The 19,538-nt window shown below is 65.8% G+C and carries 15 protein-coding genes and 1 tRNA gene; 6 read left to right on the top strand and 10 right to left on the bottom strand.

The window, feature by feature from the left end; genetic code table 11:
* Positions 1–3: 3 nt before the first annotated feature.
* Genes AU198_RS07780 through AU198_RS07765 form a run of 4 tightly spaced genes read right to left on the bottom strand, consistent with a single transcriptional unit; the run spans position 4 to position 5,284 of the window.
* A complete protein-coding gene (locus AU198_RS07780; RefSeq protein ID WP_064347272.1) occupies positions 4–1,185 on the bottom strand; it encodes a cytochrome P450 in 1,182 nt (393 codons plus the stop codon).
* A gap of 16 nt (positions 1,186–1,201) precedes the next feature.
* Positions 1,202–3,850 (bottom strand): PEP/pyruvate-binding domain-containing protein, encoded by a 2,649-nt coding sequence (locus AU198_RS07775; RefSeq protein WP_156431522.1) that lies wholly within the window; start codon positions 3,848–3,850, stop codon positions 1,202–1,204.
* Positions 3,850–4,488: a methyltransferase family protein gene (locus AU198_RS07770; protein ID WP_064347267.1), complete on the bottom strand. Its 639-nt coding sequence runs from the start codon at positions 4,486–4,488 to the stop codon at positions 3,850–3,852. Before AU198_RS07770 ends, AU198_RS07775 begins: the two co-directional genes overlap by 1 nt.
* Positions 4,466–5,284, bottom strand: coding sequence for a hotdog family protein (locus tag AU198_RS07765; RefSeq protein WP_197416054.1), 819 nt, complete (start codon positions 5,282–5,284; stop codon positions 4,466–4,468). The genes AU198_RS07770 and AU198_RS07765 overlap by 23 nt, the downstream gene beginning before the upstream one ends.
* 471 nt (positions 5,285–5,755) lie before the next feature.
* Between AU198_RS07765 and AU198_RS07760 the strand changes: the two genes are divergently transcribed.
* A complete protein-coding gene (locus AU198_RS07760) occupies positions 5,756–6,778 on the top strand; it encodes a polyprenyl synthetase family protein (protein WP_064347356.1) in 1,023 nt (340 codons plus the stop codon).
* Positions 6,775–8,055, top strand: a complete 1,281-nt coding sequence (locus AU198_RS07755; protein ID WP_064347353.1) for a hypothetical protein — start codon at positions 6,775–6,777, stop codon at positions 8,053–8,055. Before AU198_RS07760 ends, AU198_RS07755 begins: the two co-directional genes overlap by 4 nt.
* A gap of 68 nt (positions 8,056–8,123) precedes the next feature.
* On the opposite strand, the gene AU198_RS07750 is transcribed toward AU198_RS07755, so the two are convergent.
* Together AU198_RS07750 and AU198_RS07745 are read right to left on the bottom strand one after the other, a co-directional pair.
* Positions 8,124–10,748 (bottom strand): helix-turn-helix transcriptional regulator, encoded by a 2,625-nt coding sequence (locus AU198_RS07750; RefSeq protein ID WP_064347263.1) that lies wholly within the window; start codon positions 10,746–10,748, stop codon positions 8,124–8,126.
* Between the two features lie 58 nt (positions 10,749–10,806).
* Complete coding sequence (locus AU198_RS07745) at positions 10,807–11,001, bottom strand: hypothetical protein (protein WP_064347261.1); 195 nt, start codon at positions 10,999–11,001, stop codon at positions 10,807–10,809.
* Positions 11,002–11,280: 279 nt separating this feature from the next.
* On the opposite strand from AU198_RS07745, the gene AU198_RS07740 reads away from it, so the two are divergent.
* Both AU198_RS07740 and AU198_RS26115 read left to right on the top strand, forming a co-directional pair.
* Complete coding sequence (locus AU198_RS07740; RefSeq protein WP_197416053.1) at positions 11,281–12,507, top strand: cytochrome P450; 1,227 nt, start codon at positions 11,281–11,283, stop codon at positions 12,505–12,507.
* A gap of 528 nt (positions 12,508–13,035) precedes the next feature.
* On the top strand, positions 13,036–13,191 hold the full coding sequence (locus AU198_RS26115; protein WP_156431520.1) for a hypothetical protein: 156 nt from the start codon (positions 13,036–13,038) through the stop codon (positions 13,189–13,191).
* Positions 13,192–13,308: 117 nt separating this feature from the next.
* Here the strand turns inward: AU198_RS26115 and AU198_RS07735 are convergent.
* From AU198_RS07735 to AU198_RS07720, 4 genes are all read right to left on the bottom strand, one after another.
* A tRNA-Val gene (locus AU198_RS07735) sits at positions 13,309–13,383 on the bottom strand.
* Positions 13,384–13,428: 45 nt separating this feature from the next.
* On the bottom strand, positions 13,429–13,893 hold the full coding sequence (locus AU198_RS07730; protein WP_064347352.1) for a peroxiredoxin: 465 nt from the start codon (positions 13,891–13,893) through the stop codon (positions 13,429–13,431).
* Positions 13,894–13,988: 95 nt separating this feature from the next.
* Positions 13,989–14,417: a DUF3052 domain-containing protein gene (locus AU198_RS07725; protein ID WP_064347257.1), complete on the bottom strand. Its 429-nt coding sequence runs from the start codon at positions 14,415–14,417 to the stop codon at positions 13,989–13,991.
* A 138-nt stretch (positions 14,418–14,555) separates the two neighbouring features.
* A complete protein-coding gene (locus AU198_RS07720) occupies positions 14,556–15,131 on the bottom strand; it encodes an Rv2240c family protein (protein WP_197416052.1) in 576 nt (191 codons plus the stop codon).
* A 175-nt stretch (positions 15,132–15,306) separates the two neighbouring features.
* Between AU198_RS07720 and aceE the strand changes: the two genes are divergently transcribed.
* Positions 15,307–18,096: a pyruvate dehydrogenase (acetyl-transferring), homodimeric type gene (gene aceE / locus AU198_RS07715; RefSeq protein WP_064347249.1), complete on the top strand. Its 2,790-nt coding sequence runs from the start codon at positions 15,307–15,309 to the stop codon at positions 18,094–18,096.
* A gap of 56 nt (positions 18,097–18,152) precedes the next feature.
* Positions 18,153–19,442, top strand: a complete 1,290-nt coding sequence (locus AU198_RS07710) for a PucR family transcriptional regulator (protein WP_064347247.1) — start codon at positions 18,153–18,155, stop codon at positions 19,440–19,442.
* Positions 19,443–19,538: the final 96 nt, after the last annotated feature.

Below are 19,538 nucleotides of genomic sequence, written 5' to 3'. Positions count from 1 at the left end.
TCATCACCCGCCTCCTCGCCACGTTACCGGCAGATTCCCTACGGCACGCGTGAAGATGCCGCTGCGCCACTCGATGTCGGCATCGGGAACCAACGTGATCCCGTCGAGTCGAGTCAGCATGGTATGCAGGCCAACCTGTAGTTCGACCCGCGCAAGAGCCATTCCGATGCACTGGTGCCGACCGTGGCCGAACCCGAGGTGTGGGTTCGGGTTTCGATGCGAACAGAACTCGTCGGCATCGGGAAACACCTCGAGATCGCGGTTGGCAATGTCCACCATGGGAATGACCACTTGGCCCGTTGTTATCAGGCGATCGTGCAGCTGGATATCCGCCATGGCGACGTGCGCTTTGCCGGGCCCGCCGGCCCTTCCGTCGAACCACACCCACCGGAGGAGTTCCTCGACGGTGGCTGGAATCTCGGCGGGGTGGCGGCGGAGTTCGTCTGCCAACCCGGGCCGTTCGAGTATGTCGATGAGGCCCAGCGCGAGGTGACTTGCCGTCGTCTCGGCACCGGCCAACAGCAGACCGATGCTGATCGTGACGATTTCTGTGTCCGTGAGCCTGCTCGCGGAATCCTCCCTGGCCAACGTATCGATCAATCCGCCCGCGGTGCCGGCCCGCCGCGAACGAATCACGTGACGTCCGAGGTATTCGCGCAGTTCGCCTCCCGCCTTTGCGACTTCATCGTCGTGGTACCGGCCGGACGACCAGACGACCGTCAGCCGGGGGGCTAGGTACGGCAGATCAGCGGCGTCGAGCCCGAGGAGGTTCATGTGGACAAGGGTCGGGAATGGGCGACAGAATAGCGCGAAGATGTCGGCGGGCGGGCCTTCCCTCAGCAAGTCGTCGATGAGTTGGTTGGCGACATGTTCGATGTGCGGGCACGCTTGTCGCGCCCTTCGCGTCGTGAGCCACCCCCGGAGGAAGCCGCGTCGAACTGTGTGCAGCGGTGGATCAACGGTGACCAACCCGAATTGTGAATCGGCGCTCAGCGTCCGAACGCCGAACTGCGCACGGCTGAAACGGTCGTCGCTCAACACCGTTCGGACGTCGGAGTGGCGCGCTACGGCGATGGCCGCCGTACCGTCCGGCAGCTCGACGTCAAGGGTTGGGCACCCGCGGAAGACGTCGACATAGTCCGGGGGCAGCGACGTGCCCGGCCTCGGATCGAGTGGTAAGCGCATTCGTGTTCCGCCTCTGTCAATCACGGTGGAAGATACGAACGATGCCAGAACGGCCGTCGATTTCGATCTCGTCGCCGTCAGCGATCGTGGTCGTCGCCCCGGAAACCGCCACTATGGTGGGAACCCCGAGCATGCGACCGGTTATCGCGGTGTGGGAGAGCATGCTGCCTCGCTCGGCGACGAGTCCCGCGGCGTTGAGCATCAGTGGCAGCCAGCCGGGGTCCGTCTCGAGAGCGACGAGTATGCGCCCCGCGCATTCGTCAGGCCTGACATGGGGATGCAAGACCAGTTTCGCTTGGGCGCGGGCGATCCCCGCACTCGATGGGAGCCCTGACAGCACGGTGCTGGGCCCGCAGCCCGCCGGAGTATTTGCGGCACTGCGGCGAAGATCGGCGATATCGATCGGCAGTGTCGCGGTTTCGAAGCGGGACGCCAAGGGAGAGCGACTGCATGCCTGCAGGAACGCCTCTTTCCGCGCTCGCGCCAAGCCGCGGAGATCGCCGATTGTGGACGTGCCTTCGAAGGCACCGAGTAACTCCTCAGCTTCCAGATGTACGTAGTCATCAGGGGAATCCAGCCATCCGGCAGCGGCGAGATCTGCACCGAGACGCCTCATGGCTTCCCGCGAGAACCCGTAGAGCTGCGTGCGGCAGAATCGGGTGTCCTCGCGCGCTTTGGCGAGAAACCGTGCGGCGCGTAGAGCTGCCTTCAGGATGGCGCGCCTGAATCTGGACGGGCAGATCCGTCGTAGCTCATCGAGCGCACCTCGCGCCGCGGACGCCTCCTGGAGTGAGGTCTGCTGCATCGTCGCTCCCGCTGCTACGAACGGCCGTAATGAATCGATGAGCATCTCGGGCCTTTGACGCGGCGTGGGTTCCTCGATCTTGAGGTCGTTCATCGCGCGATCGCCGAATGTTCGAAGGTGCGCAACGATATCGGCGGCCAACTTGCTGCTGTAGCGACCACTCTCGATCTGTTTCCACGTCTCACCTGGGTCGCCGGTCATCACGCGCTCCGACAGGCCGGGTATGGCGTTGATCCGCTCGGCGATCGCCACCATGGAGTGCACCGACTCCAACGTCCGGTTCGGCGGTCCTCCGGGCAACAGCGCTGCGAGGTTGACCTCGGCGATCCGGGTCCAGCGCTGGGCGAGCAGTATCGATGCGGCATAGACGGCAAGCCCGAGATAGCTGGCGAGAATCGTGACGCCCCAGTGGCGTTCGGCCTCCGCCCACACTCTGCGGTACGTGGCGACGATTTCGTCGGCCGGCAGTTGGGCGAGTTCCATCCCGGCCGTGTGCTGGTCATCCCACCAGGCCAGGAAGTCGCGTAGTCGGCGGGGAAAGCGGACGGCGACCCAGACCAGCCGAGGTACCAGCGCGAGGAGTCGCACGCCTGCACCGCGGTCGAGTGCTGGAAGAAGGCCAGGGCTGTCCCCATGCAATCCGAGGGATCGCTCCCATACCGGCCGCAGGACCTCCCAGCCGGGGATATGGCTGTGCAACGCATACCACGCATCGAGGCGGTAGTAGAGGCGGCCGTCGAGATATCCGACCATGCGACGCAGGTGGTGCTCTCGGCTGCGCAGATGGTCGTCCGAAACGCCGACAGTGCGATAGAAGTCGCGAAAGCTCATGCGGTAGAACGCTCGCGCGTGCGAGTAGGTCATGGCCGTCGTCACGCCCGGAAAGCTCTCCGTCAGATTATGATTCGTCCACTCGACGGACAGGCTGGCGTTTCGGGGTCGCACCGCCGGCCGTACCTGAACCATGTGGACCGCCGAGTCAGCGGTGACGACACCCTCCATGTCCTGGGGTCCGCGGAAGATTCGCTCGGCGATTTCCGCCAGTGTCGCGATCTGGTCGATTTGCACATCGGAAAGCACGGGCTTGTCGGCGAGATGGTCGGGCACGCGATATTCGGCAACGCCTCCGGTGGGTGCCCGGCAGAGCATGCGTTGTTTGTGCGAGATTCGCTTCTCGATTCCGCCTGGGCCGAAAAAGAAGTGGTCGATGTCGGCACGCTCGGCCACAACACCTTCTCCGATGCCGTAGGCCGCTGCGACCTTCGTCCCTCTGGACCCGGTTACCGGGTCATGGGTGAAGGCGACGAATGAGCTTTGCCCGTCGATCATTTGTTGAACGCCCACGCTCACGCCGAGGATGCTTGGGTCGATTCCGCGCTGTGCGCGGTAGAGCACCGACTTGACGCTAAAGACGGACGCGACGCAGTCCGAAACCCGGTCCATCAACGCGTCAGCGCGAACGTAAAGGTAGCTGTCGGTCAGCCCCGCGAAGGCGTCGGCGGCATCGTCTTCACCCAGTTGACCATCGCGTCCGACAACGCATGCGCGGACCGCGACCTCGTCCACGGCGAGATCGATGTACTTCTGACGGATTGCGGCTTGTATTTCCGGCGTGAGAGACATGCGTTCAGCAGCGCTGCGGGCCGTCTCGGCCCATGCGGTCAACCGCTCTACACCGGCGTCGACTCCTGGAAACGGGGACACCACATCGGCGATGACCACCCATGGCGACTCGACGATGACGCAGAAGAACGGTGGGACCCGGACCCCTGCATCGCGTAGCCGTTGTTGGCGCGCGAACTTGTGGCCCACCAGGCTGGCGTCGGCCAGTTCGGTCGGTGCATCGACAATCTTGATCATCACCACACCCCCGGTACGATCCGGCTTCGGACGCTGGCGAATTCGCGATATTCGGGCGCCCCGGCGAGAACACCTTCTTCAATCCTGATACGCCAGAGAATCGCCAGCGTGAGCAGCGTCAGTGCAGCGATACTCGCTGGGCTGGCGAAGTAACCGACGAAACCGATGTTGGCCAGCAACATCCCGGCGTAGGCGGGATGACGCAACGCGCGGTACGGGCCGGAGTCGACGAGGCGACTTCCGGAGATCGGGACGACCCGGTGCGAATACCCGGCGCCGAGTTCGTGTATTGCCCATGCGCGTAGTGCCACACCCGCGAGGAATCCACCGGCCAGCACGACACCGACCTCCTCGGAGACGGCCGGCTCGGCGTATGCGGCCGCAAGAGCAGTCCCGATGCGCGCGGCCGCGTATGGCACAAGGGTGCGATTCTCCGCGGCGGACTCACGTGGTGTGCCGACGGTGATTCGCGCCTCCGACAGCAGCCATCCGAGATATGCGGCGACTAACGCCGCCGCGGCGAAACGCGCGCCGATGACGTGTACCGCCACGGCGCCTCCGAGGGCGACCGCCGACAGCATCAACATCGTGCGGAGAAAGTAGGTGGTGAGCCGATCAGCCCGCGCGGAGCCGCGCATACTCGTCTCCGTCAACGCACCGGGCCGCGATGAGAATCGAGCCGACTTTGACTGCTTGATCATCTACCCGGTGCACGTCGATGAGTAGCTTGCGAGTTTGTTCGGGGGGCGCAATCTGCCACGACACCGCCCGCGCAGTCTCACCCATCCGTACTGCTGTGGGCACTTCCGCGGTGAAGCCGACGAAGATCATCTTTGTCCCGAACGGCTGCTTGCCCCACCTGTGCAGGATGGCGATGACGAGCTGGCGGGCAGCCTCGAGAATGGACGCGACGGCGCCGGCTCGCGGTTGCAGTCCACCGATGGCGTCCTGCTCAATTACCCGAGCCCAGACGCGGCCGCCGTCGATCGTCAGGGGTCCAATCGCGACGTTGCGGGGGTCGGCGCGATGCACCAGTTCGCTGGAGATGGGACCATCCTCGAGCGCGGGCACCGCGACAGGCTCCATCAGCGGTTGCGTTTCGCGTTGGCCCAGCAGACCGGTCGCGACATCGCGCCCGGACTGGGTGACAGCGATCCGGTAGGTTCCACCGACCTGCCGGGTGGCCGTCACCAGAATCGGGGCATTGAGCTCACAGAACCTGGTAAAGGTGAGGCGGAAGGTCACGTTGTCCGTCTCCAGCATCGAATCATGCTCTGCGAGCTCAAGAACGGCGACCGCGGGCAGCATGCCGGGCACGTGGTCGAGCGGATGATCAAAGAAGACGGGGTCGCTGAGGTCAACACGCGCAAACCCACGGGATATGCCCCGGCTGGGCGCAACGTTCAGGATGTCGATCGCGCGTCCCGGAATCACCCGAGGCGCCATCGGGGTGAGTAGCTGCACCGTTGCCTCCTCGGCTCATCTGCGCCGTCTCCGATCCGACTGGCAATAGAGATCGTCACTTGGATCCGGGGGGAGGCTCTCAGTAGAGCCCCACTGCAATCGACGCTCGTTTCGGCGCAGTCCTACTGAGTCGCCGGTTTGTCGGAGTCAGTTCCGTACGTGCAGCGCTCGCGCGTATTTGTACGTCGACGCCGGCAGCTTCAACGGTGAGGGCAACTCAAGCATCGAGAACCCTGCGACCGCGCAATCAGTATCAGCGCGCCTGTTGAACTCGACCGGTCTCTCAAAGTCGGGCGCTTAAGTAGTAGCGCACCGCTATCGGGCGAGATAGCAGTGGTGCACTACGGCGCTCCTTGCACCAGTCAGAAGCGACGATTCGGTGGTGGAACGAAACACCGAATCCCTTGGCTGTGTCGCGAGAGCATCGCACGAGGAATGTTGATGGTCGAGGTAAGCCTATCGGTCGCACCCGACGGCCTCAGCGCCGACCACCCCTCGCTGACCAAGCCATCCGATCAGTTGCCCATGGTCACCGCTCGGTTACGCGAAATCCTCATCAGTGGTTGCGATTTCGATGCCATCTACAATCACATCCTGGCTGCCCCCGGTAAACGGATCCGAGCCACGATGGTGCTGGCCTGCGCCCGTCTGCTGCCCTCGGTTACGGCGGTGCCGCTGTGCGGCGCCGTCGATCTGGCGTGTGCGATCGAGATGATCCACGAGGCTTCGCTCGTTCACGACGACATCTGCGACGGATCGCTGTTGAGGCGCAATGCGCCATCGGTACCGGCCGCGTTCGGCGTCCGCACCGCCGCCCAAGCGGGATTTCATCTGCTCGGCAAGGCTTTGGAGACACTCGCACAAGTACTGGCCGACAACCCGGCGGTGTTCGCGCGGCTCGGGGAGGCCCCCGGCGTCACGTACTTCGACCGCATCTCGGATTTGTCGTTCGGGCAGCTCATCGAGACCCTGCCGCCTGCCGTCGACGACCCCGCCATGCGCCGGCACTACGAGCTCGTGGCCGGGGCGAAGACTGGCACGCTGTTTAGGCTTGCCTGCTCGTACGGCGGGACGGCCGGTGGCCTCGACCACGTTCAGCTGTGCGCCCTGATGCGGTACGCAGACCAGCTCGCCCGGGCCTTCCAAATCATGGATGACGTCCGCGACGTCGAGGGCGGCCCCTCGCTAGGGAAGGAGGCCGGCGGCGACCTCGACCGCCGGGTGCCGACCTGGCCGGTGATCGAATGGCTGGCTATGGGGTCCGGGTCTCGTGACATCTGGCTCTCCAGGTTGACTTCCAGTGCCGATCTGCAGGCCGACCTGGTGCGCAGCGGTGCCACGCGGGCTGCCCGTGCCGTCGCCGTCCGCGCCGCCCAGACGGCCTGCCGGGCGATCGATACACTCCCCCGGTCTCCCGCGCGTAAACAGTTGTGCGAACTCGCGGTGCGGGTGGTGTCCCGATGAGTGACGGGCAACATATGCATCAGGGGCCAGAGTTGGCTGCAATGCGGCTGGCCCGGTCACCGGACGAGTTAGCCAGGATGGCGCTCCGTTCGGCAGCCCGGAACCTCGGCATCGCAACAGGTTTCCTTCCCGCTGACCTACGGGCCGAGGCCACCGCCGCGTTGATGGCCTGCCGGGTACTGGACGCCTACGAGAGCCTGAGCGTCGGGCCGCTGGCGGCCGGCGCCGTCGTCACCGCCGTGGACTACCTGAACGGTGACTCCCCCGCACCGCCAGCGCCACCGCAGGCCATCGCCCTCAGCGACAGCCGAGCGGTTGACCTAATTCTGACCGAGCGCATCCGCGACGTGCGGGAGTTGTTGTCGGCACTGCCCTTCGAGGGCCGCGAACGGGTCGGACGATTGTTGACCGATGTCGGCCGGGTGAAGGCGCTCAACCTGGATTGCCCACTGTCGCGGACCGCTTACGGCGAGGGCGTGCTCGGGCGGGTGGTGTTATACGTATGCTCGTTGGTCGCTGAAGATGCCTGCGCCGAAGCCGATTTGAGCGAGCTGGCCGGATGCGTCGGCGTCACGGTCCAGTTGGCCAACGACTTGCGCAGCGGCGAACTGGCGCCGTACGGCTCCTGCGACCGCGAAACACTGGCACAGACGGTTATGCAACGCATGCTGGCTCCCGCGCTGGGCAGCTTCGCCCTCCTGGGTCGGATCGGCCCGTGCACCCACAGTCGCCGCGCCCGGGTGGCACTCGCCTATATGACCATCACGACGACCGGGTGTTTGTGCGCGGCCGTCGGAGCGCCCCCGCCCTACCGGCGACCGGTGCGGATGGCTGCGGCAGTGCTGTCCGCCGTCTCAACCGCTCATTGGACCACGATGCTGAAGCGAATGCGTTGTTCCTTCGATGGGGCGATCCAGCATCTGCTAGATGCATCGCCTAATCCCCCGCCCAAGGCTGGCCGTTCTTCCCGATCGGGCGCGGGCGACCTCCTCGCCGACGGTGATCCGCGCACGATGCCGCCCTCGGTTGGCCCGCTCATCGTCGGCGCTGCCTTTGAGCTCACCGAAGCCCTGCCGCTGGGGCCGCTGACCGGCGAACTGCCCGAGTCTCAAGTGCGCCGCATGATGATCGCCGACCATCTAACCTTCTGCGCCCTGGAACGGCTGCGACCCCGGGACGCCAACGCCATGCGGGACCTCGCAACGCGACTGCAGCTCACCGCCCTACGCACCGGTGTCCGGCGAGCAGGTGACGCGGGCTCGATGGAGTGGGCCTGACAAAGCCCCAGTTGGATGCCCAGAGCTCATGCGGGTTCACTGAGCGGTTAGAGGGCTTTGGTTTCGGGTCATGCACGGGTGTCGAACGGGTATTCCTTGAGCAGGGATACGAGTTCGTCGCGGCTGTTGGTTCCAGCTCGTTGTGAGGCTCGGTAGAGGTGCCCTTCGACGGTGCGTATCGACATGACGAGTTCTTCGGCGATCTCTCGGTTCGACATTCCCTCGGCGACCAATCCGATGATTTCGCGCTCTCGGGCTGTCAGCGGTAGCGGTTGACGAGCCTCGATCCCCGCAGGACTGACTGCGCCGCCGCATGTTTGGGCGATGCGTTGTGACCGGGTGGCGGCCGTCATGGCGCTTCCGCGTAGTCCCGCGCGGCGGAACGCGATCGCGGCGTGTGCAGCCGCGTCCGCAGCGGCAAGGAGGTCGCCCATCGTTTCGAACCTCTCTGAGACGGCCCGGAGTCTGTCCCCGTCAACGTCACGCAGTGCGGCGGCGAACTGTGCCGCGTATCGGGCACGCGGGCCGGACACGATCGCGACTAGTTCGTCAAGCCGGTCGGCGGTGGCAGCGTCACCGAAGTGCGTGGCGGCCTGCAGACTGATGACCTCGCGTGCGAATTGGCCTCGGCTACAGGCTAGTTCGGCTGCGGTCCGTGCGCCCGTCTGCGCCCTGCTGGTCAGGCCGCGAGCGGAGTCCAACCAGGCCAGCGCAACGAGGCGATCCGGTTCGAGCATGGCGAGTTCGGGGTGTAGCGGTGGTCCGACTTGGTCGGCGATCTCGGCCGCCTCATCGACCAGACCGAGCCGGGCCGTCACCTCGAGATGGGCGATGGCGAACCTGGCGCGCAGCTTCGTTGCCGGCCAACCGCCGAGCGCAAGTTCCATGGCCTGTAACGCGCGACGCGCACGATCCAGACGCCCGCAGCCCAGTTCGCCGAGACCGCCGATGCCGACGCCCATTGCCCCGAGGCCGCCCGGCGTGTCAGCACACTGCTCTGCGATGAGGTGACCCAGAGCGACGGCCTCAGTGATGGCCCCGGACAGCACTCGGGCGCGAACCTGGTGCTCGGCAATGCTGATGCCGAAAAACGCTCCGTCGACTTCACGTTCGGCGAGCCGGTAGGTGACCTGGGCGACCTCCTCGGCTTCGGTGGTACTACCGGCGTCGCTCAGCGCGATGAAGCGGCCGCCGAGAGAATTGGCCGCGGCGAAGCTACCGACACCCTGCAGTGGGGCTGAATCCGCCTGTGCCAGAGCCTCGGCTGGCCTGCCCGCTGTCGCCAGAAAATAGGTGTTCAGACAGCGGGCCGCCGCGGCAACCGCGGGTCTGGGATCGTCGAGCGCGGAATCCAGTGCCACGATCGCATCGTCGGGCCGATTGAGCGGGCCCCAAATAGTGCCGATTCGCAAGGCGGTGGCCGCGGCGAGGTCACACGTATCCTCGAAGGCCTGCTCGGCGGCAATGAGAAGTTCTTCAGCCTCATCGGCGCGGTTGATCAGACCGAGTGCTTGGGCACGCAGCAACACCGCACTCGGTGAACCGCTGGCGGCTGCCAGCCTCTCGGCTAGCCCAAGATCGAAGCGCTGGAATGCGATGCCCGCTGCGCGCAGCAACAGCGTCGGATCGGCCGGCAGGTCCGAGTTCAACCACAGAGCGCCGGCACGAATGAGGTCGTTGTCATCGTGGTGCGGCTTAGTCAGGATGGCTTGGGCGACCCGACCGCGCAATCGACGCAAGCGAAGCGCTCCGGCCCGGCCCCGCCGGATCTCGCCATAGAGCGGGTGGCCGATACGAACAACGAGTTCACCATGTGGGCCGGGGGCGATCGTCAGCAGGCCGCGGCGTTCGGCGTCCTCGACGGCGGCGCCGCCAGCCATCGCGGAGAGCATGTCCACGCTGAGCGGTTCTGCCACACTCACGGTGTCGATGGCATCGAGCACGGAGTCGGGTACCGCTCCGACTTGCGCGTCGATGAGGTCCACCAGCGCGCCGGACATGTCCGGATCACCGATCCAGTGCCACTGTTCGCCGCATCTGGAAAGCCTTGCGGCGCTGAGTTCTTGGTCGACGAGATGGCGCAGTTGCAGGACGTTGCCGTTCGTCAGCCGCCACATCCGGTCAAAGGAAAGGGGTTCGATCGGTCCGCCGAGCACGTCAGCGAGCAGGCCCTGACATTCCGGCCGCGATAGCGGTTGCAGCCGAAGCAGCCGCAGGTGAGCGTCCTTCCACAGCGAGGTGACCGCGTCGGGCGCGGCCTCGCCGGTGCGGACCGTGACGACGATCGTGGCGAGCCGGCGGGCCGCGAGCTGTTGCAGCATAAAGGCGGAAACGTCATCGAGGCGATGGGCGTCATCGACGGTCACCAACACTGCACGGCCCCGGGTTGTCTGGGTCAACCTGTCGATGACGACGCTGACCGCCTGCAGTGAGCCGGCGCCGGAGTTGTGCGCCCATTCGGCGAACGCCCCGAGCGGGATCGCCTGTGCGCTGTGGCTTGCTACGGCGCTGCGTACCATCCAGCCGTTGGCGGCGGCCGCCTCGGCAGCTTCGAGGGCCAGCCGGCTCTTGCCGACACCGGCAGGACCGAGGATCGCGATGCCCGCCTGCGGATCGCTCCGGCTGATCACCTCGGTGATGAGTTCGATCTCCTCAGCGCGACCAGTGAGCGGCCACGGCTGGGAACTGTTCACTTCGACCTCCCCCGAGGGACGGCGAAAGCCGCAGCCTAGTCCGACCGCGTGACGAGGGTCAATGGCAGGCCCAGGCACCCGCGAGTTTTGCCTCCGCTAAGCGCAGCAGGGTGTCCATCGCCTCCGGTTCGACGCCCACCCGGCGCCCGATCTCGTGCCGGGTCAAGCCGGCGGCCCGCAACATCAATGCCTCGGCATAGACACCGGGTAACTGCTCCATCGCGGCGGCCTCATCAATGTTGTCAATAGCCATACCGCTACGTTGCGCGCTGGGCAGCCGTGGGAGTGGGGTAGTTCACTACCCCACCGTCGACCTCCCGCCGCGGTGATTCTGCCTATAGGCCGCACAGGCTTCAGGACGCAGAATTGATCAAGGGAGGTCACGATGCTCAAGACCACTCCGGCGACACCGCTGGCCGATCTGCCAACGGCGCCTCTCAGCGCGCTTCCTTATCTCCCGCGCCTTCGTGCCGCCCGCGACCTCGACACCGGGCCCGAAGTTCTCCGCGCCGCCGGCGGATCGGTCACCCGGGTGGTCCTCGCGCCGAAATGGCTGATGCCCGAGATGGTGTTCGTGTCCTCACCCATCGGTGCGCGGGACCTCCTGCGCCACCGCGACTCCGATGTCGACCGCAGCAGCCTTCCCATGTTTGTCGAACTGCGCCAGCTGCTCGGCGGTAACTTGCTCAACCTGCCGCACGCGCAATGGCTGCCCCGCCGGCGAGCGATGCAACCAATTTTCAGCAAGCAGCGCGTCAACCGCATGACCGAACCCATCATCGCTGCAGCAACGGAGGTTCCGCGGGGCTGGGTCGACCGCGGCGAAATTGATCTGGCGGAGGAGATCCGCAAAATGACGGTCCGGGCGCTGAGCCGATCGTTCCTCGGCGTCGACCTTGCCGACGAGGCCGAGGTGATCGGCTCCTCGATGCATCATGCGTTCAACTGGATCGCCGCCCGAGCACTCACACCCGCGCGCCTTCCGATGTGGGTCCCGACACCAGCTCAGCGACGCGCCCGGCGCGGTGGCGCAACTCTGCATCGACATGCCTCGGCCATCGTCAAAGCCTGCCGAACAGATCCGACTCTGGAGGCGCCCGCAGTCCGAGCGTTGATGGATGCCCACGATCCCGACACCGGAACGACGTTGTCGGACAACGACATCTGCGACGAGCTGGTGATGTTCATGTTCGGCGGGCACGATACTATCTCCACGACGTTGACCTACACACTTTGGCAACTCGGACAACACCCCCACATTCAGCAGCGGGTCGCCGAAGAAAGCAGGGCTATCTCGGACCGCCCACTCACCGCTGAGGATCGTTCCCAACTCGGGTACACGACCCAGGTCATCCACGAGACGCTGCGCCTATGCCCACCCGCACCGGCACTGGCGCGCATGGTCCACCAGGACATCGAAGTCGACGGATACCGCGTGAAGGCCGGAACCTTCGCCCTGGTGTCGCTGAACGTGCTGCATCGCGACCCTCAACTGTGGGAAGCGCCTCTCGTTTTTGACCCGGATCGGTTCAGCCCCGAGCGGCTAACGTCGATCGACCGTTGGCAATACCTGCCATTCAGCGCCGGCCCGCACTCCTGCATGGGTGATCACTTCGCCATGCTGGAAGCAACTCTCGCCCTGGCGACCATCATTCGCGACATTACGATCACGTCGACCAGAACGGACTTTCCCACCAGGATGACACTGCTCAAGGTCGCGGACGGACGCGTTCCTGCAAGGGCACGAACGCGCAACTGAGAAGCATTCAAATCCCGAGGACACCCCGAAGGTGTTGTTGTCGTCCTCAAAAACCTTGAGGGCAACGAGTTCTGCATTGTGCGGCACCGACCTTGCAGCAGCGCCCAGAAGTGATGTCACGCCTAGTGACGAACAGTCTCCGGCCCAATGGGTTGCCGATGAAGGTCTGCGTCCTAATTTTCACCAGCGAGACGCTGCTGCGATTGCCGACGAGGCGGGACTGGGCGAGCACGGGCGTGTGCAAGTCGAACGCGTGCAGGATTTCTTCCGGCGAGTTTCCGAACTAGTTGAGGACGGAGCATGGCCGGACGCTCCGGTCGGCCCTCTCGGCGATCAGTGGCGCGGAGTCGGGGGTGCTCAATCGACCTACTACTTGATCAACGTCCGGAACGTGCTGTACACCCTAATGGGGAACGCCTCGCCGGGCGTCGGTCGGACCATCACCCAGCGACTGAAGACGATGCTCCGACCAAGCGATGAACACGCCTACGAGGAAGCGCTGGTCGAACTCGAAATCGGCGACATGAGGTGGCACCGCCGTCCGAACTCTCCTACTTCGTCGGCTACACCCCGAACCCAAACGCAACGGTGCCCGTACCCGAGACGATGGATCGCGCGTTGAAGGGCGAAGCGGAGTTCCATGCGATGTGGCAGCGGCCCCGGCGCCCCGAGGCGGGCAAGTGATCCCACTTAGGGACATCGTTGTTGACCGCTGGGACACTCTTGGGACACTGGGCGCTCGCGCGGCATCGGGCGGCGGTCGGCGTCACCGTGGATCACGCCGCTCACCAGCGATAGCTTTGGTGGGCGCGGACGGTATCGAACCGCCGACCGCTGGTGTGTAAAACCAGAGCTCTACCACTGAGCTACGCGCCCCTGCAGGGCAAGCTACACGGCCATGACCTGCGACGAAAAATCACCTCAGCCGTTGCGCAGCGCCGCCAGCGCGTCGGTCCACAGCGCCTGATCCCGGGCCTCCCCCGGCTCCTTCATCTCGGCGAACCGGACGATCCCGCTGCGGTCGACGACGAACGTACCGCGGTTGGCGATGCCCGCGGCCTGGTTGAACACCCCGTAGGCCATCGCGACCTCTCCGTGCGGCCAGAAATCCGACAGAACGGGGAACGTGAAGCCGCTCTGAGTGGCCCAGATCTTGTGGGTCGGCGGCGGGCCCACTGAGATCGCCAGCGTCGCGGTGTCGTCGTTCTCGTACTCGGGCAACCGGTCGCGGACCTCGTCGAGCTCACCCTGGCAGATGCCCGTGAACGCCAGCGGGAAGAACACCAGCAGCACGTTCTTGGCGCCCCGGAAATCGCTCAGCGTGACGGGCTGACCGTTCTGGTCCTTGAGCGTGAAATCGGGCGCCTCTGCACCGACCTCGATCATCATCCGCATCCTCTGGTCTTCGCGCAAGCGCTCATCCGCATCCTCTGGTCTTCGCGCAAGCGCTCATCCGCATCCTCTGGTCTTCGCGCAAGCGCTCATCCGCGCCGCCCCGCTGCCTTCGACTTCGGTTGCACCAGCCGGGTCGCGATCCAGTCACCGAGGTTGGCCGACGATGTCTGCATCAACCCGGCGGTGGGTGCCGACTCGGCGACCTCGGCCGGTTGGACGTGGCCGGGTTTGCCCGTCTTCGGGGTCACCACCCAGATGACGCCGTCGTCGGCCAACGGGGTGATGGCGTCCATCAGCGCATCCACGAGGTCTCCGTCGTCGTCGCGCCACCACAGCAGTACGACGTCGATGACCTCGTCGGCATCCTCGTCGAGCAGCTCGCCGCCGCACGCTTCCTCGATGTCGGCTCGGATGTCGTCGTCGACGTCCTCGTCCCAGCCCAGTTCCTGTACAACCTGATCTTTTTGGATGCCCAGTCTGTGGGCGTAGTTCGGGGCGTCATCCGCCGCGACCACGGTCGGTCCTCCTTCAGCCGGCTCGGGCGCATGTTGCGCTCGGCAGTGTCCTTTGGGCCTGTGTCTTGCGCCCTATCGTCGCACGAAGCACCACGCCTGCACGTGACTGGCAGCAAGGTTGGTCAAATATCCGCTCGGTCAATACGAGGCGTCGCAGAGGTTGAGCGCCGTGGTCTTGGTGTCGTTGAGCCGGGTGATCGCGGCGTTGAACTCGTCAGGCCCGTAGTTGCCGGCGATCGCGGTGGCCACGCCCCTGGCGGCGTCGACCCAGCCGTTGAGCGCATTCGTCAGCTCGGGACCCAGCGGATCGGCAATGCTGCGCGCGACCATGTCGGCGCTGTGGTTCAGCGCGTCGATCGCGGGCCCGGCCTTGGCGGTTACGTCGCCCGCGCTCCGGTTGAAGGCATCGACGTAACCGTTGACCGCGGTGATCGCCTCGACGCTGGTCGAGCTCAGCGTCTCGCACGACGAGTGGATCGCCTCCCTGGTGATCGAGACCTGGCGTTCCGATTCCCTGGCGCTGGAACTGGCCGCCGACTCCGCCAGGGAGGCCGACACCGACGCCCGGTACACCGGCGCGTCGGCCGCGTCGACCTGTGCAGAGCCCTGGGTGACGCTGCTACAACCGACGACGACCATGGCGGCGGTGGCCGAGAGGCCGACCACGAATGCGCCGATCCGCAGCGGTTTCTGCACCAGCGCACCGATCACCACGGCTGCAGACGTTACCGGTTCGGTCCGGCGATCGCCGGTTCATTCCGGTGGGCGACCCCACCGGTGCGTGTGGGGCAGGATGGGAGAAGGATGGAACCCGTCGCTCACGGATCGAGCGCAGAAAACATCTGCGCGACGGGCGTGGGCACCCGAACCGCCTACCAAGGAGCGGAAGTTGACCACCGAGTTCGCGCGCCAGGACCTGGCCCAAAACTCCACCACCGCAGCTGAACACGACCGGGTCAGGGTGATCCGGGAAGGCGTGGCGTCGTATCTGCCCGACATCGATCCCGAAGAGACCGGCGAATGGCTGGAATCATTCGACCAGCTGCTCGAACGGTCCGGGCCCGCGCGGGCACGCTATCTGATGTTGCGCCTTCTTGAACGCGCCGGTGAACAGCGCGTGGCCATCCCGTCGTTGACGTCGACCGACTACGTCAACACGATCCCCACCGAGGTGGAGCCGTGGTTCCCCGGCGACGAGGACGTCGAACGCCGCTACCGCACCTGGATCCGGTGGAACGCCGCGATCATGGTGCACCGCGCGCAACGCCCGGGAGTCGGTGTGGGCGGCCATATTTCGACGTACGCGTCGTCGGCCGCCCTCTACGAGGTCGGCTTCAACCACTTCTTCCGCGGCAAGTCGCATCCCGGCGGCGGCGACCACGTGTTCATCCAGGGTCACGCGTCGCCGGGCATCTACGCGCGCGCTTATCTGGAAGGCCGCCTGTCGGCCGACCAGCTCGACGGCTTCCGTCAGGAGCACAGCCACCCCGGCGGCGGGCTACCGTCGTACCCGCATCCGCGACTCATGCCCGACTTCTGGGAGTTCCCGACCGTCTCCATGGGGCTGGGCCCGATGAACGCCATCTACCAGGCACGGTTCAACCACTACCTGCACGACCGGGAGATCAAGGACACCTCGGATCAACACGTGTGGGCGTTCCTCGGCGACGGGGAGATGGACGAACCCGAAAGCCGCGGTCTGGCGCATGTCGCCGCACTGGAGGGCCTGGACAACCTCACCTTCGTGGTCAACTGCAACCTGCAGCGCCTCGACGGTCCGGTGCGCGGCAACGGCAAGATCATCCAGGAACTGGAGTCGTTCTTCCGCGGGGCCGGCTGGAACGTCATCAAGGTGGTGTGGGGCCGCGAATGGGATGCGCTTTTGCACGCCGACCGCGACGGCGCACTGGTCAACCTGATGAACAGCACACCCGACGGTGACTACCAGACCTACAAGGCCAACGACGGCGCCTATGTGCGCGACCACTTCTTCGGCCGCGACCCCCGCACCAAGGCGCTCGTCGAGAAGATGTCGGACTCCGAGATCTGGAACCTCAAACGCGGCGGCCACGACTACCGCAAGGTCTACGCCGCCTACCGTGCGGCCATGGAGCACAAGGGCCAGCCGACGGTCATCCTGGCCAAGACCATCAAGGGTTACTCGTTGGGTGCGCACTTCCAGGGCCGCAACGCCACTCACCAGATGAAAAAGCTTGCGCTCGAAGACCTCAAGTACTTCCGAGATGCCCAGCGCATCCCGATCAGCGACGAGCAACTCGAGGAGAACCCCTACCTTCCGCCGTACTACCACCCCGGTCCCGAAGCGCCCGAGATCCGCTACATGATCGACCGCAGGCGCGCGCTCGGCGGATTCCTGCCCGAACGTCGCACCAAGGCCAAGGTGCTCGCCCTGCCCGGCCGCGACACCTACAAGGCGCTCAAGAAGGGGTCCGGCAAGCAGGAGGTGGCCACCACGATGGCCACGGTCCGGACATTCAAGGAACTGTTGCGCGACAAGGAGATTGGTTGGCGCATCGTGCCGATCATCCCCGACGAGGCACGCACGTTCGGCATGGACTCGTGGTTCCCCAACCTCAAGATCTACAACCGCAACGGCCAGCTGTACACCTCGGTCGACGCCGAACTGATGTTGGCCTACAAGGAATCCGAGGTCGGCCAGATCCTGCACGAGGGCATCAACGAGGCCGGGTCCTCGGCCAGTTTCATCGCGGCGGGCACGTCCTACTCGACGCACAACGAGCCGATGATCCCCCTCTACATCTTCTATTCGATGTTCGGGTTCCAGCGCACCGGCGACAACCTGTGGGCGGCCGCCGACCAGATGACGCGCGGCTTCCTCCTCGGCGCCACGGCGGGCCGGACCACGCTGGTGGGCGAGGGCCTGCAGCACGCCGACGGGCATTCGCTGTTGTTGGCCGCGTCCAACCCCGCGGTCGTGGCCTACGATCCGGCGTTCGCCTACGAGATCGCCTACATCGTCGAGAGCGGCCTGAGCCGGATGTACGGCGAGAACCCCGAGAACGTCTACTTCTATATGACGATCTACAACGAGCCCTACGTCCAGCCGCCGGAGCCGGAGGACGTCGACGTCGAGGGTCTGTTGCGCGGGATCTACCGCTACCGGCCTGCGCCCGAGAAGCGGTCCCATGCGGCGCAGATCCTGGTGTCGGGGGTGGCCATGCCGTCGGCTCTCAAGGCCGCCGAGATGCTCGCCGAGGAGTGGGATGTCGCCGCCGACGTCTGGTCGGTGACGAGCTGGGGTGAGCTCAATCGCGACGGCGTCGAGATCGAGAAGCAGCGGCTGCGCCATCCGGACCAGCCGGCGGGTACGCCGTACATCACCAAGGTGCTCGCCGATGCCGCAGGCCCGGTCGTCGCGGTGTCGGACTGGATGCGCGCGGTTCCCGAGCAGATCCGGGGGTGGGTCCCCGGCACGTACATCACGCTGGGCACCGACGGGTTCGGCTTCTCCGACACGCGACCCGCCGCACGGCGGTACTACAACACTGATGCCGAGTCGATCGCGGTCGCGGTGCTCGAGGGTCTGGCCCGCGACGGCAATATCGACCAGTCCGTCGCGGTCGAGGCGGCCACGAAGTACGAGATCGACGACGTGCTGGCCGCGCCCGAGCAGACGTCGGATCCCGGAGTGGCGTAGGCAGCACGCCCGGCAGCTTGGAGGTTTCCTCTATAAGGGTGGCGTAGCCTTTAGAGGTGCCGAACAACCGGTTCGTACCACCGAAGTCGACGGTCGAGGTTCTGGGGGCCGTTCCCGACTCCGTGCTGCGCCGGTTGCAGCAGTATTCGGGCCGGGTGGCCACCGATGCCGTGCGCGCGCTGGAGGAACGCCTGCCGTTCTTCGCCGAACTCGAGGCGTCGCAGCGGGCCAGCGTCCAGCTGGTCGTGCAGACCGCGGTGGTGAACTTCGTCGAGTGGATGCGGGACCCGCAGAGCAACGTGAGCTACACCGCGCAGGCCTTCGAGGTGGTTCCGCAGGACCTGCGGCGGCGCATCGCGCTGCGGCAGTCGGTGGAGATGGTGCGCGTCACCATGGAGTTCTTCGAAGAGGTGGTGCCGCTGCTGGCCCGCTCCGAGGAGCAGCTGACCGCGCTGACCGCCGGCATCCTGCGCTACAGCCGCGACCTCGCGTTCGCCGCGGCCAGCGCCTATGCCGACCAGGCCGAGGCGCGGGGCGCGTGGGATACCCGGATGGAGGCCAACGTCGTCGACGCGGTGGTGCGCGGCGACATCGGCCCGGAGCTGCAGTCTCAGGCCGCCGCGCTGAACTGGGATGCCACCGCACCCGCCACCGTCATCGTCGGGTTGCCGCAGCCCGACCGCATCGATCTGGCCAGCGACGACGTCCATGACGTGGTGCGGCGCAATGGCCGGGCCGCGCTGTCGGACGTGCACGGCACGTGGCTCGTCGCGATCGTGTCCGGTGCGCTCTCCCCGACAGACAGGTTCCTCACCGACGTGTTGACGGTGTTCGCCGAGGGGCCCGTCGTGGTCGGACCCACCGCCACCACGCTGGCGAGCGCTCACCGCAGCGCCACCGAGGCCATCGCGGGCATGAACGCCGTCACCGGCTGGCCGGGTGCGCCGCGGCCGGTGTCGGCGCGCGAGCTCCTCCCCGAACGCGCGCTGCTGGGCGACGTGTCGGCGATCGCGGCGTTGGAGACCGAGGTGATGAGGCCCCTGGCCGACGCGGGTCCGGCGCTGACGGAGACCCTCGATGCCTACCTCGACTCGGGCGGGGCGATCGAGGCCTGCGCACGTAAATTGTTCGTTCATCCAAATACCGTCCGGTACCGGCTGAGGCGAATCGCCGACTTCACCGGGCGCGATCCCACGCTTCCGCGCGACGCCTACGTGTTGCGGGTGGCCGTCACCGTCAGCCGACTGGGTCGTCAGCCGTACCAGACGAGCACAGCAAACATGATCAACCCGGCGCGGCCGGCGCTGCGACCAGCAGCGCTCACCACTCAGCCGGACACGGCATAGGTCGCGGGCAGATTTCGGTAGCGTCGCATCACAGGCGATTTTGTGGAGTCTCTACAAAAACATAAGACCAGGTTCATAATCTCTTACACCGCGCAA

This window comes from Mycobacterium sp. GA-1199 (assembly GCF_001500045.1).
In the GTDB taxonomy this organism is placed as follows: domain Bacteria; phylum Actinomycetota; class Actinomycetes; order Mycobacteriales; family Mycobacteriaceae; genus Mycobacterium.
Note: the sequence above shows the minus strand (reverse complement) of the source record. Positions and strands in the feature narration are given on the sequence as shown.